This window comes from Paenibacillus farraposensis (assembly GCF_020736845.1).
Taxonomy (GTDB): domain Bacteria; phylum Bacillota; class Bacilli; order Paenibacillales; family Paenibacillaceae; genus Paenibacillus; species Paenibacillus farraposensis.
In genome coordinates this window covers 80,623-99,410 of sequence record NZ_JAFFQR010000101.1, presented here as the reverse complement: position 1 = coordinate 99,410, position 18,788 = coordinate 80,623, and the positions used below count along the sequence as shown (strand labels likewise).

The 18,788-nt window shown below is 53.0% G+C and carries 2 protein-coding genes; one reads left to right on the top strand and one right to left on the bottom strand.

Translation table 11 applies throughout. The features are described 5' to 3' along the window. Window positions 1-496 precede the first annotated feature (496 nt). Window positions 497-1,531 carry an alpha/beta fold hydrolase gene (locus JO375_RS16275; protein ID WP_229525450.1) on the top strand — a complete coding sequence of 345 codons (1,035 nt, stop codon included), beginning with the start codon at window positions 497-499 and terminating at the stop codon, window positions 1,529-1,531. A gap of 112 nt (window positions 1,532-1,643) precedes the next feature. Here JO375_RS16275 and JO375_RS16270 read toward each other — a convergent pair. Then, on the bottom strand, window positions 1,644-18,788 hold a 17,145-nt coding region (locus tag JO375_RS16270), incomplete at its 5' end, for a non-ribosomal peptide synthase/polyketide synthase (RefSeq protein WP_229525449.1).

Sequence of the window (18,788 nt, the reverse complement as noted above, 5' to 3'; positions counted from 1 at the left end):
AAAGAGCGATTAGCTCATGTTGAATCTGACGAGATTATAAATCTCATAATGGATTTTGCGAACAAAATCCATACTCACTCGTTGTTCAGTTTTCAAAGATCAAACTTTTTTTGTTGAATCAGCTCATCGCGTCATCAACTCTTATATCATATCACATCCGAACCAACCTTGCAAGCTTTTTTTTAAAATCCTTTTTTTAGACTCACTCGCAACATCGTATTTCTTGGCCGGAATTAGAATATATCATACTAGATATCATAATGCAACCTTTTTTATAAATTATTTTATTGTTTTAACTATTAACGGCTTACTTATCCCCATGTACAATTTTTTCTTACATATTGATGATTTCACAAAAGAAAGGATGGGTAAATATGATAGAGGACAGACGATTGATGCTGAACCTTATTTTGATGGTCACATGAAACCATTTTGTTTCATATAACATTAGTTGATATTTTTTTATAACAATAGATTTAGAAGGAGTAGATTTCTTATGAAGCAGCAAAGGCGAACATGGACGAAAATTGTGTGTTTCTTCATCTCCTGCTTACTGCTTATCGTTATCTCTGGATTCGTATATGAATGGATTTCATCCAAACAGGATCAATTACAGTATCCTCCTCCAGGGAAGATGATTGATGCCGGGGGCTATCGTCTTCATATTCACAAGCTTGGTAGCGGATCTCCAACAATACTGCTTGAGTCAGGGAGTGGGGAAAGCAGCCTGTCCTGGAGGGATGTTCCCGAAAGGCTATCATCATTCGCTACCGTTGTCTCCTATGATCGAGCAGGCTATGCCTGGAGTGAAGAGGCTGCTACCCAACGAACCGGAGAAAACATCGTTCAAGAGCTTCATGTTGCCTTAAAGAATGCAGGCATCCGTGCTCCTTATATCCTCGTAGGCCATTCCCTTGGAGGAATGTATTCTAGGCTGTACGCACAAACGTATAGAGACGAGGTGGCAGGACTAGTCCTGGTGGATGCCAGACCTGAAAACGACGCTCGCCGGACCAACAAGATTTATGCCAAGGAACGACCCAAGGTCGCCCCTTCTACGGAAATATCTATTCTCCTAGAAAGATCAGGGGTTTTTCGTCTGTTTCCTGATTTTATGCTAGCTGGTCGTGTCAAGCATCAAGATAGGCAAGCTTTTGTTAGTATTGTCGCTTCCCCCAAATACTTTCGCTCTGTTGCTGATGAGGGGAAGCTGGCGGGCACTACCGAAGATGCCATACGTGGACAACACCTTGGAGGCCTCCCCGTACGTGTGATTGCCAGAGGTATCCAACAAGATCTGACTCCATTCGGTATTAGTAAAAGCGGAAATGATCGAATCGAGCAAAGCTGGCAGATTGGGCAGCGTGAGATGCTCAATATCTCTACAAACAGTAAATTTATTGTTGCCAAAAGGAGCGACCATATGATTGTCCACAATCAACCAGAGCTTGTTATCCAAGTTATCCGTGAATTAATATCCAATATACGCAATCACAATTTAAGCTTTTCTAAAACCATTACTGATGATTAGAGGCCCTATATATTAATGGTTATAAAAATAAAAAAAACGCCCGGATTCCTCCTATCTTAAAGGAACCCGGGCGTTTCTATTGCCCAACACTTATTCTTCTTGTCGGTTGATGTTAAGACAAAATGGGCTTGTTTTTAGATGCTGCTGCTGTGATCTTGCCGAGTATCTGTCTCAGCACTTTAGCATTCTCGCTGACATACCCGGATTCAAGCAGTACATCATGCGTACCGATAACTCCATATTCTTCGTATTGGCCAAGCGTCGCTTGTTGCCATTGCAGTTTATCGGATGATGTCACCGGACCTATGGTATCGTCTTCTGCAATCAAGGCATGGATATTGGCCTGAACCTCACCTGCGTTAATGAGCTCATTTCGGTAGATGGAGTAGACCAGCATTTTGTCTTTGACTCGTTCCCTGTCCGATGGATCGGCCAGGAACGATTTGTACTGATCCCCGATGCTGTCCATTACCATCTCAACGATCTCTTCAAGCTGCTCCGGCGTCGATTCATCCTTAGATGTCTCTCTCATAGCATCAACCATAATAAGGTCGCTGACGTGGTGGCCTCGACTTTCCATGGCTTTGGCCACCTCAAAAGCCAGATTTCCTCCGAGGGAATAGCCCAAGAAGACATACGGTCCCTCTGCTTGAATACCTATGACGGCATCCACATATCGATCCAGCATCTCTTGACCCTGAACACGATCACCGATGAATTCGAACCCGTATACTTCGCAATGTTCTTCCAGCTCCCTGGCCATCTCATAGTACCCCAGTGAATAGCCAACCCGAGGCGGGAAGCAAAACAGTTTAATCGTTCCTTTTCCTGGGAAGCGGAGGATTTCCATCTCTTCTTCCTCATGCGCAGCTTTTGCCCGCAGCTTGGAAATTTCGAGTGCCAGTTCCTCTACAGTCGGAAGATTGAACACGAGTTGAAGCGGGAGCTGTACACCCATACTAGTCGAGATCTTCTGGATCAATCCCAATACTTTCAGGGAATGGCCGCCAAGCTCGAAGAAATGATCTTTGACTCCGATTTCCTCCACGCCGAGTACCTCGGACCAAATCTGCGCCAATTCCACTTCTGTCGGTGTACGCGGCGGGATATACTCCGCAGTGCTCCGCAGAAGTGCTTCCGGTGCCGGCAGCGCTTTGCGATCCAGCTTGCCGTTCGGATTCAGCGGCATTTGTGGCAGCTGTACAAAAGCAGACGGAATCATGTAGCCCGGCAGCTCACCGGCTAATGCCTCGCGCAACACACCCGCTGTAAGCGACTCTTCAGCCACGAAGTACGCGCAAAGCTGAGTACTTCCCGTTGCATCAGCCAGAGCAAGAACAACCGCTTCCTGCACAGATGGTACTTTTAGGACTTGCGCTTCTACTTCTCCCAGCTCAATGCGGTAACCCCTGATTTTTACTTGGTGATCGATCCGTCCCAAATACTCAATATTCCCGTCTGGCAGCCAGCGCGCCAAGTCGCCCGTCCGGTAAATTCGTTCTCCCGGTTTATACGGATGAGGAATGAACTTCTCTGCTGTCAGGTCCGGCTGGTTAAAGTATCCTCGCGCTACCCCTTCGCCTGCAATGCAGAGCTCTCCCGGCACACCTACAGGCGATAACTGGGAAGCACTATCCATTATCCATACTTGGACGTTAGCGTATGGTTTACCGATAGGTACATGCATTAGAGAAACAGTCTCAAGACTCGTTGTATACCGGGTTGCATATACGGCTGCTTCTGTAGGGCCGTAGATGTTCTCCAGCACTGCGTATGGAGATACTTTGTAGTACTCTTCCACAAGCTTGACAGGCAGCGTCTCGCCGCAGGCAAACAGATATTTCAATGTAAGGAACCCTTGGGTGCCGCTCTCTTTCAAGTATTGAACGAGAACACTAAGCATCGACGGCACCAGGTTGAGATGCGTGATCCGATTTGCATCCACGGCCTCCAGCAGTGTCACCGGATCTTTGTCCGCACCCTGCGGCAAGATCACGAGGGTGCCTTGCCCAAAGAACCAGCAGAACAGCTCCGGTACGGAGAAGTCAAAGGTGAATGTCGTTTTGAGCAGGAATCGGTCACCGGCCAACATCGGGTATTCCGCTTCCAACTGGCTCAACGTATGGACGGCGGAGCGATGCTCAATCATTACACCTTTTGGCTTGCCCGTTGATCCTGACGTGTAAATGATATACGCCAGATGCTCCGGCCCCGCGATTGGCTCCAGATTGGAGGCATCCACATGATACGCCTGCGGATCATCCAATGTCACGATCGTGCCAGCAAACGGAAAGCGATCTTTGAGATGGTTCTTCGTCAGCAGCAGCTTTGCACCCGAATCCTCCAGCATGTGGCGAATACGATCTTCCGGGAACTCCGGATCAATCGGTACATAAGCCCCACCCGCTTTGAGAATGGCATGGATGCCAATGATCATCTCAAGCGAGCGCTCAACCATGATGCCGACCGGCTGGTCCGGTCTGACCCCTTGAGCACGCAGCGTACGTGCAAGGCGGTTCGCCTGCTGATGAAGCTCTCCGTAGGTAAGCTCCGTTTCACCGTAAATAAGTGCTGTATGATCCGGTGTGAGCGCAGCCTTTTCCTCAAATATGCTGTGAAGGGTCTTCTCACGTGGATAAGGAGCTGCTGTATCTCCCCACACTTCGATAATCTGCGCCTTCTCTTGCCCCGTGATCATGTCCAGATCGCTGACCGGGATGTGCGGGTTATCGAGCACTTGTTCAAGCAGACGAACCAAATGTCCCTGGAGCCGACGAATGGTTTCCGCTTCAAACACGAGCGCGTTGTATCTCATATGAAGCTCGAGCTGTGCACCCGGCTCAATGGTCAGAACAAAATCATAGTTCGTTTGTTCGAACGCTTCGATAACGGTAATCTCCATCTCATCCGAATCGTCTTGTCTCAACTGGCCGAGCCGCTCTTCCACCGGATAGTTTTCAAATACCATGACGTGGTTGATCAAGCTTTGCTTTTGTCCGGTTAGCGCCTGGATTTCATAAAGCGGATACGTATCGTAAGAATGGGAGGCCAAATACTGCTCTTGCAGCTTTTTCAGCAATTGCGCGAAGGTCTCCTCTTCCCCGGTTTGAACCCGAACGGGAATTGTATTGATGAACAGGCCGACCATATTCTCAATACCCGGTATTTCTGCAGGTCTTCCCGATACTACGTTTCCGAAAACGACATCCCGGCTGTTATTGTACCGTTGTAATAGAATTCCCCATACGGCCTGCATCAGCATGCTAACCGTTACTTGATGCTGCTTGGCCAATAACTCAATCTGCTTGGCCATATCCTCGCCAAGATCGCAGACAAGATATTCCAGGCTATACCCTTCGACTTTGCCTTGGGCTTTCCCTTGCGGCAATAGCGTTTGCTGCTCATAGTCTTCCAAGTACTTGCTCCAATAATCGGCAGCTTTCCCGGCATCCTGACGATCCAGCCACTCGATATAGGTGCTGTAGGACGGCACTGGGGGAAGCTCTGGTTGCCTTTGCTGCAGAATCGCCGTATAGTGCTCGAATATTTCTTGCATCAGAAGCGGCACGCACCAGCCATCGATAATAATATGATGGAAGCTCCAGATCAGGTTGTAGTTTTCTTCGCCGGTACGGAGGATCGAGATGCGCAGCAGCGCATCCTGGGTCAGATCAAATCCTTTCGCCCGATCTCGGGCGTTAAAGCTTTCCGCATACGCATCGCGCTGCGCCTGATCCATACCGCGCAAATCCTCATAATAAAATTCACCTTGCTTGTTGCGGAATACAATTTGTACAGGTTCGGCCAAACCATTATAAAAATTGGTGCGCAGTGCGTCATGGCGCTGCATTAAGGCATCCAGACTCTGGGAGAATACTTGGATGTCCAGACTTCCTTGAATGCCAAAAGTCGATTGTTCGAAGTAAGAATCCGAATTCGACTCCAGCAGACTCAGGAACAGCATGCCCTTTTGCATCGGCGCAAGCTTATACACATTTTCGATCTCGCCGACATGCCGGGTTTGCTGCACAAGCTGCTCCAGTTCCTCCATGCTGAGATCCGAAAGCAGCAGATCGCTCGGCGTCAGTTCCGACTGCTCTTTACCCGCGCAGTGTAGGATGATTGCCCGAAGGCTGTTCTGAATCAGCTCAGCCAGCTTCTCCATCGTCTCCTTGCGGTAGTGATTTCCGCAATAGCTGATGGCCAGCTTCAACGTATCTTCCGAAATCATACCGTTGATGTCCAGTACATAATTTCGCGTGCTGTTCTCGCTAATCGCGACGCCGGTTGAATAAGGCGAAATGTGCAGCTTATTACTGTCCAAATCCTGGTCGAACTGCCCCAGATAGTTGAAGCTGATTTCCGGCTTAAGTTGCAAGGAATCATCACCGTTTCCGCCGTCATCGGACAAGTGGGCCAAAATCCCGTACCCGATGCCTTTATTCGGAATGCGGCGAAGCCCTTCCTTGACGCGCTTGATGCGACGCGAAACGTCTTGTTCGGCCCCCATCTCCAGCACAACCGGATACTGGCTCGTAAACCAGCCTACAGTCCGGGTAATGTCAGTATCCGGAATGATCGGTTCCCGTCCGTGCCCTTCCAGATTTACCAGCACTTGCTCCGTTCCCGTCCAGGCATGAACTGCCATGCCCAAAGCGGTCAGCAGCAAATCGTTTACTTCCGTGTTGTAAGCGTGGTTAGCCTGCTTCAGCAGCAGCAAGGTCTCCTCCTCGCTCCACCCAGCTACTACCGTTTCGCTGTCGCGAACCAGGGCTACAGGGTGAACAAAATCCTTCGGCAGCGGTTCAGTGGCTGCTGCCGTCTGTACGATCTGCCGCCAGTACTCCCGCTCGCTTTCCATCGCTGGACTTGCCGCATACTGTGGCAACTGCTGCGCCCATGTGCGGAACGAGTCTGTTTTATGCGGCAGCCGGATTTCTTGACCGCTTGCCGCCTGCTCATAGCCTGTGGCGATATCCTCGAACAATATCCGCCAGGATACCCCGTCCACCGCCAGATGGTGAATGACGATCAGCAAATGGTCGCCGTCCGCGCAGTGGAACAGTCCCAGCCTCAGCAGCGGCCCTTCGCTAAGATTTATGCTGCGCTGAATGTCGCTTGCTTTCGCTTCGATAGCGGACGCGCAGTCGGCCTCGCCTCGGAAGTCCGCGATGTCGAGTGTGTACAGCTCGCCCTCGCCGGCGCCGCGGTTCCACGCTTCGTATCCACGGTCTGTCTGACGGAACACGAGCCGCAGCGCATCGTGGTGCTCGGCAATTTTGTCCATCGTTCGGCGCAGCGCCGTCAGCTCAAAGCCTTCTGCCCGATACAGCATGATCGCATGGTTATAGTGATGCGGATCAACAGGCGTCTGCTCGAAGAACCAGCGCTGAATCGGGAGCAGCGGCGTTTCGCCTGTTACTTCCCCTTGATCGGCGATGCGGCCGACGATTTGCGCATGCGGGCTGAGCTCGGCGATGGTCGGACACTTGAACAAATGTTTCATATCCAGCTTGTAGCCGGCTTGCAGCATTCTCGAAGACACCTGGATCGACTTGATCGAATCGCCCCCAAGGTCAAAGAAGTTGTCGCGAATACCGATTTTCCCGACACCGAGCACGCCCTGCCAAACGGCGGTCAGCGCTTGCTCTACCGCTGTCCGCGGAGCCTCATAGGCAGTTCCGGTCGGCATGCTTCTTTCGGGCACAGGCAGCGCTTTTCGGTCAATTTTCCCGTTAGGCGTATACGGCAACCGCTCAAGCTGCACGAAGTACGACGGAATCATATAGCTTGGCAGCTCCTGCGCCAGCGCTCCACGGAGCTCGCTTGCCGTCAACGAACGGTCCGTGACTAAATACGCGCATAGGTACTTCTGCCCGTCCTCATCCGCACGAGCCGTTACAACGGCTTCTTGTACAGCGTCCACTTTCATCAGCTGCGCTTCCACCTCGCCTAGCTCGATTCGGTAGCCGCGTATTTTCACTTGCTCGTCGATTCGTCCCAAATATTCGATGTTTCCGTCCGCCTGCCAGCGGGCCAAATCCCCTGTCCGATACATCCGCCCACCTGGAGCAAACGGGTTGTCCACGAATTTCTCCGCCGTCAGCTCAGGGCGATTCAGATAGCCCAGGGCGACTCCGTCTCCGGCAATGTACATCTCTCCGGGTACGCCCGGCGGCACCAAATTGCGCTGCGAATCGAGTAAATAAATGTACACGTTGTCGGCCGGAACCCCAATCGGTACGGAATCCTTCGTATCCCTCACAGGATCGTAGAGGTAAATCATGCATCCGACTACCGTTTCGGTCGGCCCGTATTCATTGAAAATTTCGATGTTTCCGCCAAACAAATCAGAGATGCTTTTCGCCAAATGAGTGCTGAGATTTTCTCCACCTACAATCATTTTTCGAATTCTGGAATGGTCGGGTATCTTCATGTCTTTGATCAGGCTCAAATGCGTCGGCGTCAGCTTAAGAATGTCCACCTGATTGTCCTCAATGATCTCCTGGATTAATGTCCCCTTGTCCGCTCCTTCGTAAATGAAGATTGTATTGCCTGTGATAAGCGGCGTAAATATTGACGTAAGCGTCAAATCGAAAGAGATCGACGAGTACAGCGGAAAATCAAGCTTTTCCTCGCCTACATACACTTTTTTCGCCCACCAAATATAGTTGACCAAGCCTTGCTGCGTAATCATGGTTCCCTTAGGCAGTCCTGTAGTACCAGAAGTATAAATGAGATACATCAGATCCTTCGGCTTGACCGTGATGCCCGGATTGGAACGGTCTTCCGCGTATGCCTGGCTGCTGTCCAAATCCACCATCTTTCCTTCGAAGCCCGCCAGGTCAGGTTTTTCCCGCCGTAAATGACTTTGCGTCAGCAGCAACTTTGCACCCGAGTCCTTTAAAATATAATGAATCCGCTCTTCCGGATATTCCGGGTCAATCGGCACATAAGCGCCACCGGCCTTCAAAATTCCGAAAATCCCGATCACCATTTCCAGCGAACGTTCGACCATCAGGCCGACGAATTGCTCCGACCGAACGCCTTCGGCGCGCAACACATGCGCCAGCTGGTTCACCCGATCGTTTAGCTCGCGATACGTTAGCCGGCTTTCCCCGAACACCATCGCCGTCTGCTCCGGCGTCCGCTCCACTTGCTCCTCGAACATCTGATGAATCGGTTTATCCATCGGGTAGTCAGCCGCAGTAGTGTTGAATTGCTCCAGAATCTGCGCTTGCTCCGCTGCCGTGATGATCGCAATCTCCGAAAGCTTCATCTCAGGAGCGTTCACCACCGCGTCGATCACCTGCATGAAATGGTTCGCTATCTGTTCGACCGTTTCCCGCTTGAACAGCGCGCTGGCGTACTCAAGACTGCAGACGAGTTCCTCTCCTTGCTCCGCTATAAGAAGCGTCAGATCGAATTTGGCGGTTGGGTTCTCATATACATACGGCTTGAATTGCAATCCGGCAATCTCGCGTTCGCTCTGCTCCGTATTTTGCAGCACAAACATCGTATCGAACAGCGGATTTCGGCTCATATCCCGATTCATATTGAGCTTCGCAACCAATTCCTCGAATGGATAGTCCTGATGCTCGTATGCTTGAAGTGCCGTTTCTTTGACTTCCTGCAAATAGTCAAGAATTGTTTTCTCGCCAGACGGATAATTTCGGAGCGCAAGCGTGCCGACAAACATCCCGATTAGGCCTTCCAGATCACTGTGCGGTCTTCCCGCAATCGGGGTGCCGACGATAATATCCTCTTGACCTGTGTATTTATAAAGAAACGCTGTATATGCAGACAGCAGCACCATATACAAGGTCGATCCGCTTTGCGCAGCAAGCCGTTTTAAAGCCTCGCTTCTGAAGGCGTCGATCACAAAATCAACCTGTTTTCCTGCAAAGCTTCGCTCCGCCGGACGAGTTTCGTCGATCGGCAAATCAAGAATCGGAAGCTCGCCGCGGAATACGTCCAGCCAGTAGGCTTCCTGCTTGTCAATCCGCTCGCTTTGCATCTCCCTTTGCTGCCATACCGCATAATCTTTGTATTGAATCCGCAGCTCCGGCAGCTCGCTTCCCTCGTACATCTGAATAAACTCCTCGGTCAACACGCCCATCGAAGTACCATCGGAGATGATATGATGCATATCAAACAGCAACAGATGGCGATCTTGCTGCAGCTTGATCAATCCGGCCCGCAGAAGCGGCGCCTGCTGCAAATCGAACGGGCGAATAAAGTCTCGAATGCGGACTTTTGCTTCTTCTTCCCGAGCCTCGGCATATTCCACTGCAAAAGGCACTTCCTCATGCACTCGCTGCACCGGTTCGCCGTTCACGACATCGAAGCTCGTTCTCAACGTCTCGTGCCGACTTATTAGCCTGCGGAACGCTGCTTCCAGCCGCGTGCGGTCCAGTTTCCCTTCTACCATCATAACGCCCGGCATATTGTAGCTGATTTCTCCGCCTTCGAGCTGGCTCAGCACATACAATCGTTTCTGTGCCGAAGATGCCGGGTAATAGCTTCGTTCTTCGGTGGCCGGGATAGAAGCATAAGCCGCTTGATCCCGGCTTGCCATGAGCTCGGCCATCTCTGCGATGGTAGGATACTGGAACACTTCCCGCAAGGAAAGAAGACCGTTCATCTCTTTCTGGATGCGGGCAATCAGAAGCGTGGCACGCAAAGAGTGTCCTCCGATTTCAAAGAAGTTGTCCTTGATCCCTACACGCCCCACGCCAAGGACGTCCTTCCAAATCTGCGCCAGACGCGTTTCCATAGGCGTTGTTGGCGCCTCGTACTTCCCGCCTGCCAATAAATTGCGTTCGGGAACAGGCAGCGCTTTACGATCAATCTTTCCGTTCGGACTAAGCGGCATATGCGCAAGCTGCACGAAGTATGACGGGATCATATACCCCGGAAGCTCCTGCGCCAGCGCTCCACGGAGCTCGCTTCCCGTCAGCTCTGCATTCGCCGTAAAGTATGCACACATTTGCTTCTGACCGCTTTCGTCTTCCCGCGCTACGACGACCGTCTCCTGCACAGCCTCCACTTTCAACAGCTGCGTTTCCACTTCACCGAGTTCGATCCGGTAGCCGCGTATTTTCACCTGATGGTCGATCCGTCCCAAATATTCGATATTCCCGTCCGCCTGCCAGCGAACCAGGTCTCCTGTTCGGTACATCCGCTCTCCCGGCGAAAAAGGACTGTCCACGAATTTCTCCGCCGTCAGCTCAGGTCGGTTGAGATACCCTCGCCCGACCCCGTCTCCCGCGATGCACAGCTCGCCCGGCACACCAATCGGCTGCAGCTTTCCGCCCTCGCTGACGACATACAGCTGTATATTCGAGATCGGCTTGCCGATCGGCACTGTACGGTACGTTTCGTCCGCTCGCAAGTTAAAATACGAAACGTCCACCGTCGCTTCCGTCGGTCCGTACAAATTCACCAGCTTCGCCTGGCTGACCGGCGCGACGTATTGCTGGAACCGCGCCGCCGCATTCGGCGTTAATGCTTCCCCGCTGGCAAACACTTGCTTCAGCGAAGCCAGCTTGCTCTGCGCTGACTCTCCTTGATGCTCGATATGCTCCAGGAAGGCGCTCAGCATCGCCGGTACGAAATGCATCGTACTGACCTTTTGCGCGGCGATCGTCTCCACAATCACTTCCGGGTCTTTCTCCCCGCCGACTGGAAGCAGGCACATGCTCGCTCCGACGAACGACCACCAGAACAGCTCCCATACGGAAACGTCGAACGTGATCGCCGTTTTTTGCAGTATCATATCTCCCGCATCCAACGGGTACGCCTCCTGCATCCAGGTCAGGCGGTTGATCACTGACCTGTGTTCGATCATAACGCCCTTCGGCTTGCCCGTTGATCCCGACGTATAAATGACATACGCGATGTCCCGAGGCCCGGCGATCGGTGCCAGATTCGATCCGTCCTTCACGTACGCTTGCGTTTCGTCCAGCTTCAAAGTTCGGCCCGCGAAGCTGATGCGATCCTGCAAATGGCTTGGCAACAGGAGCAGCTTCGCCCCCGAATCCTCCAGCATGTAGCGGATGCGCTCTTCCGGGTAGTCTGGAGCGATCGGCACGTAGGCTCCTCCAGCTTTTAAGATGGCGAAAATGCCCACCATCATGTCCAGCGAACGCTCGGCCATCAACCCGACGAGTTGATCGGCCTGCACGCCTTCGGCCCGCAAGGTGCGCGCCAGCCGGTTTGCCCGCTCGTTCAGCTCGCGGTACGTAAGCCGGCTTTCCCCAAACACAACCGCCGTCTGTTCTGGTGTCCGCTCCGCTTGCTCCTCGAACATCTGATGGATCGTTTTATCCTTCGGATAATCAGCCGCGGTCGCGTTGAATTGCTTCAGAATCTGCATCATTTCTTCCCGGGTAGCCACTTCAAGCTCACTCACAAGCAAGTTTGGATTTGCTGTAATTTGCTCCAGCACATGCACGAAATGTCCTTGCATTCGCTCAACACTCGCTTGCTTGTATACAAGGCTATTGTATCGGAAGCTAATCCGAACAGCTTCGCCCGGGATGACGATCAGATTGAAATCGTAACTCGTTTGATCGAACATACTGACGTTCGTAATTTCAAAATCATCCTCATCAGTGCTGGCCGATTGCTCGATTTGCTGTTCCATAGGATAGTTTTCAAACACCATAATATGGGAAATCAAGCTTTGCTTCTGTTCGGTTCGCGCCTGAATTTCATAGAGCGGATACGTATCGTAAGCGTTCGATGCCAGAGCCTGCTCCTGGGTTGCCTTCAGCACATCTGCAAAAGCGGCGCCTTCGTCAGCACGAACGCGAACCGGGATCGTATTGATAAACAGACCGATCATCGTTTCGATTCCAGTTATTTCCGCAGGTCTTCCGGATACGACGCTGCCGAAAACAACGTCCCTACTGCTGTTGTACCTTTGCAGAACAAGGCCCCAAGCGGTTTGCATCAACGTATTGATTGTTACTTGATATTGTTTGGAAATTAATTGCATCCGGTGAGTTAGTTCCTCGCCCAAGTCGCAAACGAATTCTTCCGGCACATAGCCCTCTGTTCTGCTTTGCGGGTTCTCCTGAATCTCCTGCGGCAGCTGCGTTTGCTGTTCGTAGCCCTCCAGGTACTTGCTCCAGTATGTGGCCGCTTCTTCCGGGTTTTGCCGATCCAGCCATTCGATATATTGACTGTACGGCAGGACGACGGAAAGCTCCGGTTCCCGCTGCTCCTGGATTGCAGCATAATGCTCGAATACCTCCTGCATCATGATCGGCACGCACCAGCCATCCATGATGATGTGATGGAAACTCCAATAGAATCGGTACGTTTGTTCCCCGGTTCGCAAAACCGAAACACGCAACAGCGCATCCTGTGCTAAATCGAATCCTGCCGTCATATCGTTAACACTGAACGCCTGAGCATACGTCTCGCGCGCGGCTTCCTCCAGTTCGCGTAGATCTTCGTAGTAAAATCCGCAAGACTTGTGCCGATAGACGACCTGTACGGGCTCAGCCAGCCCGCTGTAAAAGCTGGTACGCAGCACGTCGTGCCGTTGCACGAGGGCATCCAGGCTTTGGACAAAGACATCAACGTCCAAGCTTCCCTGAAGGCTGAACACCGCTTGCTCGAAATAAGCTGTCGAACCCGGCTCCAGTTGACTGTGGAACAGCATGCCTTTTTGCATCGATGTGAGCTTGTACACATTTTCGACCTCGCCGATATGCGCGGTTTGCTGCACAAGCTGCTCCAGTTCCTCCATGCTGAGATCCGAAAGCAGCAGATCGCTCGGCGTCAGCTCCGTTTGGTCTTTATCCGCGCAGTGCAGGATCACTTCCCGGAGACTCGTACGGAGGAGATCAGAAAGTTTCTCCACTGTTTCTTTGCGGTATTGCCGCCCATTGTAATCAATGGTCAGCGACAAGACACCCAGCGAAATCATGCCGTTGATATCCAGCGTATAGCGCTGCGCCATCTTCTCGCTCATGGAAGCTCCGACCGGATAAGGCGAAATTTGCAGCTTATTGCTATCCAAGTCCTGATCGAACTGCCCCAGATAGTTGAAGCTGATTTCCGGCTGGAGACGCAGAGCATGATCCTCGTTCTCGCCGTTGCCGGACAGATAGGTCAAAATGCCATACCCGATGCCTTTATTCGGAATGCGGCGAAGCCCTTCCTTCACACGCTTGATGCTACGCGAAACGTCTTGTTCGGCCCCGACCTCCAGCACAACCGGATATTGGCTTGTAAACCAGCCTACGGTTCGGGTGATGTCGGTATCCGGAATGATCGGTTCCCGTCCATGCCCTTCCAGGCTTACCAGTACTTGCTCGGTTCCTGTCCAGGCATGAACCGCCATACCCAAAGCGGTCAGCAGCAAGTCGTTTACTTCTGTATTGTAGGCGTGGTTGGCCTGTTTCAGCAGCAGCGAGGTCTCCTCCTCGCTCCATTGCACGGTGACCGTTTCGCCCTCGATTCGGGTCGGGTTATCGTGCGTTTCGTCTTTCGGCAGCGGTTCAGTCGCTGCTGCCGTCTGCACGATCTGCCGCCAGTACTCCCGCTCACTTTCCATCGCCGGACTTGCCGCATACTGTGGCAATTGTTGCGCCCATGTGCGGAACGAGTCTGTTTTATGCGGCAGCCGGATTTCCTGACCACTTGCCGCCTGCTCATAGCCTGTGGCGATATCCTCGAACAATATCCGCCAGGATACCCCGTCCACCGCCAGATGGTGAATGACGATCAGCAAATGGTCGCCGTCCGCACAGTGGAACAGTCCCAGCTTCAGCAGCGGCCCTTCGTTCAGGTTTATGCTGCGCTGAATGTCGCTTGCTTTTGCTTCGATGGCGGCTGCACAGTCGGCCTCGCCTCGGAAGTCCGCGATGTCGAGCGTGTACAGCTCACCCTCGCTGATGCCGCGATTCCACGCTTCGTATCCACGATCCGACTGACGGAACACGAGCCGCAGCGCATCGTGGTGCTCGGCAATCTTGGTCATCGTCTGACGCAGCGCCCCCAGTTCAAAGCCTTCTGCCCGATATAGCATGACCGCGTGATTAAAGTGATGCAGGTCAACCGGCGCCTGTTCAAAGAACCAGTGCTGGATCGGGAGCAGCGGCGTCTCGCCCGTCACTTCCCCTTGATCGGCAATGCGTTCGGCGGTTTGCACATACGGGCTGAGCTCGGCAATGGTCGGATACTTGAACAAATGTTTCATGTCCATTTTGTAGCCGGCTTGCAACAGTCTTGAAGACACCTGAATCGACTTGATCGAATCGCCCCCAAGATCGAAGAAGTTGTCGTAAATGCCGACCCTGCTGACACCAAGCGCGCCCTGCCAAACAGCAGCCAGTGCTTGCTCTACCGCTGTCCGTGGAGCCACATAAGCGGTTCCGGCCGATAAGTTGCTTTCAGGCGCAGGCAGCGCTTTGCGATCAATCTTTCCGTTCGGGCTTAGTGGCATATGCTCAAGCTGCACGAAGTGTGACGGGATCATATAGCCCGGAAGCTCCTGCGCTAGGGCTCCACGAAGTTCGCTTGCCGTCAGCTCTGCATTCGCCGTAAAGTACGCGCACATCTGCTTCTGACCGCTTTCGTCTTCCCGCGCTACGACAACCGCTTCCTGCACAGCCTTAACCTTCAACAGCTGCGTTTCCACTTCACCGAGTTCGATCCGGTAGCCGCGTATTTTTACCTGATGGTCGATCCGTCCCAAATATTCGATGTTACCGTCTGCCTGCCAGCGGACCAGGTCTCCCGTCCGGTACATCCGCTCTTCCGGCACAAACGGGTCATCCACGAATTTCTCCGCTGTCAGCTCGGGCCGATTTAGATATCCACGCGCGACTCCGTCTCCCGCGATGCACAGTTCGCCCGGCACGCCAATCGGTTGCAGCTTTCCCCCTTCGCTGACGATATACAGCCGTATATTCGAGATCGGCTTACCGATCGGAACTGTTCGGTATGTTTCGTCCGCTTGCAAGTTAAAGTACGAAACTTCGACCGTCGCCTCCGTCGGTCCATACAAATTCACCAGCTTCGCCTGGCTGACCGGCGCGACGTATTGCTGGAACCGCGCCGCTGCGATCGGCGTCAATGCTTCCCCACTCGTAGACACTTGCTTCAATGAGGCCAGCTTGCTTTGCGCTGGTTCTCCTTGACGCTCGATGTATTCCAGGAAGACGTTTAACATCGCCGGTACAAAATGAATCCTGCTGATTCTTTGCACGTCGATCGTCTCCAGAATCACTTCCGGATCTTTCTCCCCGCCGACTGGAAGCAGGCACAAGCTCGCTCCTACGGATGACCATCCGAACAATTCCCATACGGAAACGTCGAACGTGATCGCCGTTTTTTGCAGAATTGTTTCTCCCGCATCAAATGGATATACCCTCTGCATCCATGTTAAGCGGTTGATCACCGACCCGTGTTCGACCATGACGCCTTTCGGCTTGCCGGTTGATCCTGACGTATAAATGACATACGCCATGTCCCGAGGCCCGGCGATCGGCGCCAGATTCGAACCGTCCTCCACGTACGCTTGAGCTTCGTCCAGCTTCAAAGTCCGGCCCGCGAAGCTGATGCGATCCTGCAAATGGCCTTGCAGCAGGAGCAGCTTCGCACCTGAATCCTCCAGCATGTAGCGGATACGCTCTTCCGGATAGTCCGGATCGATTGGCACGTAAGCTCCTCCAGCCTTTAATATGGCGAAAATGCCGACCATCATGTCCAGCGAACGTTCGGCCATCAAGCCGACGCGTTGGTCGGCCTGTACGCCCTGCTTCCGCAGCGTGCGAGCCAAACGGTTTGCCCGCTCGTTCAGCTCGCGGTACGTAAGCCGGCTTTCTCCGAGCACAACCGCCGTCTGCTCCGGCGTCCGCTCCACTTGCTCCTCGAACATCTGATGGATCGTCTTATCCTTCGGATAGTCAGCCGCGGTCGCATTGAATTGCTCCAGAATCTGCGCTTGCTCCGTTGCCGTGATGATCGCAATCTCCGACAGCTTCGTCTCAGGCGCATTCGCCACCGCATCGATCACCTGCACAAAATGATTCGCAATCCGTTCGGCCGTTTCCCGCTTAAACAGTACACTGGCATATTCGAGACTGTACGCAAGCTCGCTTCCCTGCTCGGTCACATTGAACATCAGATCAAATTTGGCGGACCTATGCTCATGCGGGTAAGGCTTGAACTGCAGACCAGCAATTTCCCGCTGCCCTTGCTCCAAATTGTGCAGGGCAAACATCGTATCGAACAACGGGTTGCGGCTCAAATCCCGCTTCACATTGAGCTTCGCAACCAATTCCTCAAGCGGATAGTCCTGATGCTCGTATGCCTGCAGTGAGGTTTCTTTGACTTCCTGCAAATAGTCAAGGAACGTTTTCTCACCAGACGGATAATTGCGGAGGGCAAGTGTGCCGACAAACATCCCGATCAGACCTTCCAGCTCCCCATGGGGTCTGCCTGCAATCGGGGTACCGACAATCACATCCTCCTGGCCGGTATATTTGTGCAGGAGCGTCGTATATGCGGACAGCAACACCATATACAAGGTCGATCCGGTGCTTGCCGCAAGCCGTTTTAAAGCCTCGCTTCTGGAGGCATCGATCACGAATTCAATCTGATCCCCTTCGAAGCTTTGCAGCGCCGGTCTAACCCCGTCTGTCGGAAGATCGAGCACCGGAAGCTCCCCGCGGAATGTATCCAGCCAATAGGCTTCCTGCTTGCCGATCCGTTCGCTTTGCACCTCCAGTTGCTGCCATACTGCATAATCTTTGTACTGAATCCGCAGTTCTGGCAGTTCGGCGCCTTCGTACAGCTGGATGAACTCCTCAACCAAAATGTTCATCGACGCACCGTCGGAGACGATATGATGCATGTCGAACAACAGCAAATGGCGATCTTTCTGCAACCGGAGCAGTCCGACTCGCAGAAGTGGAGCCTGCCGGAGATCGAACGGACGAATAAACTCACGAACGTGTTCTCTCGCTTCTTCTTCCCGGACCTCTGCATATTCCACCGCAAAAGACACTTCCTCGTGCACCTTCTGCACCGGCTCGCCGTCCACGACATCGAAGCTCGTTCTCAGCGTCTCGTGCCGACGTATCAGCTGGCGGAACGCAGCTTCCAGCCGCGTGCGGTCCAGTTCCCCTTCCACTGTCATAACGCCCGGCATATTGTAGCTGATTTCTCCGCCTTCGATCTGGCTGAGCACGTATAAACGCTTCTGTGCCGAAGATACCGGGTAGTAGCTTCGTTCCCCGACGACCGGAATGGAAGCATAAGCCGCCTGATCCCGGCTTTCGATTATTTCGGCCATCTGTTCGATGGTCGGGAATTGAAACACCTCCCGGAGCGCGATATGGCCGTTCAGCTCTTTGTGAATACGGGACACGAGAAGCGTAGCCCGCAAAGAGTGTCCTCCGATATCAAAGAAGTTGTCTTTAATCCCAACACTTTTCAGCCCCAGCACTTCCTGCCAAATGTTCGCCAGACTCGCTTCTATCGGCGTTCTCGGCGCCTCATGCCGCGAACCGGCTGTTTCGATTTCCTGCGGCGCCGGCAGTGCTTTGCGATCAACTTTCCCGTTGGGGGTCAGCGGCAGCCGATCTACTTGAACAAAATAGGCCGGAAGCATGTAAGTCGGAAGCTCCTGCGCAAGCGCAGCTTTAAGCTCGCTGGCGGGCAGCATTTTATCCGCAGCGAAATAGGCTGCCAGCTGCTTTTGTCCAGTCTGGTCCTCGCGTGCAATGACAACGGCTTCCTGTACGGACTCGACCTGTAAAAGGTGCGCCTCCACCTCGCCCAGCTCGATTCGATAGCCACGAATCTTCACCTGCTCATCAATACGTCCCTTGATCTCAAGGTTTCCGTCAGCACGCCAACGAACCAAATCACCTGTCCGGTAACAGATCTCTCCCGGCTTTACCGGGTCTTGAACAAATTTCTCCATCGTCAGTTCCGGACGGTTCAAATACCCGCGCGCGACGCCATCTCCGCCGACGATCAGCTCACCCCATGCCCCAATCGGCAGCAGCTTCATCGAGCTGTCCACGACATAAGCCGTCGAGTTGCAGATCGGCCGACCGATGGGCACCGATTCCGTGAGTTCGCCGGGAATCGCATAGGTCGTCGAGAACGTCGTATTTTCCGTCGGGCCGTAACCGTTCACGATGCCGAGGCCCGGATTGTCCCGCAGCACCCGGTTGATATGCGGCACCGATAGCATGTCGCCCCCGACGATCAGCGTCTTGATCGT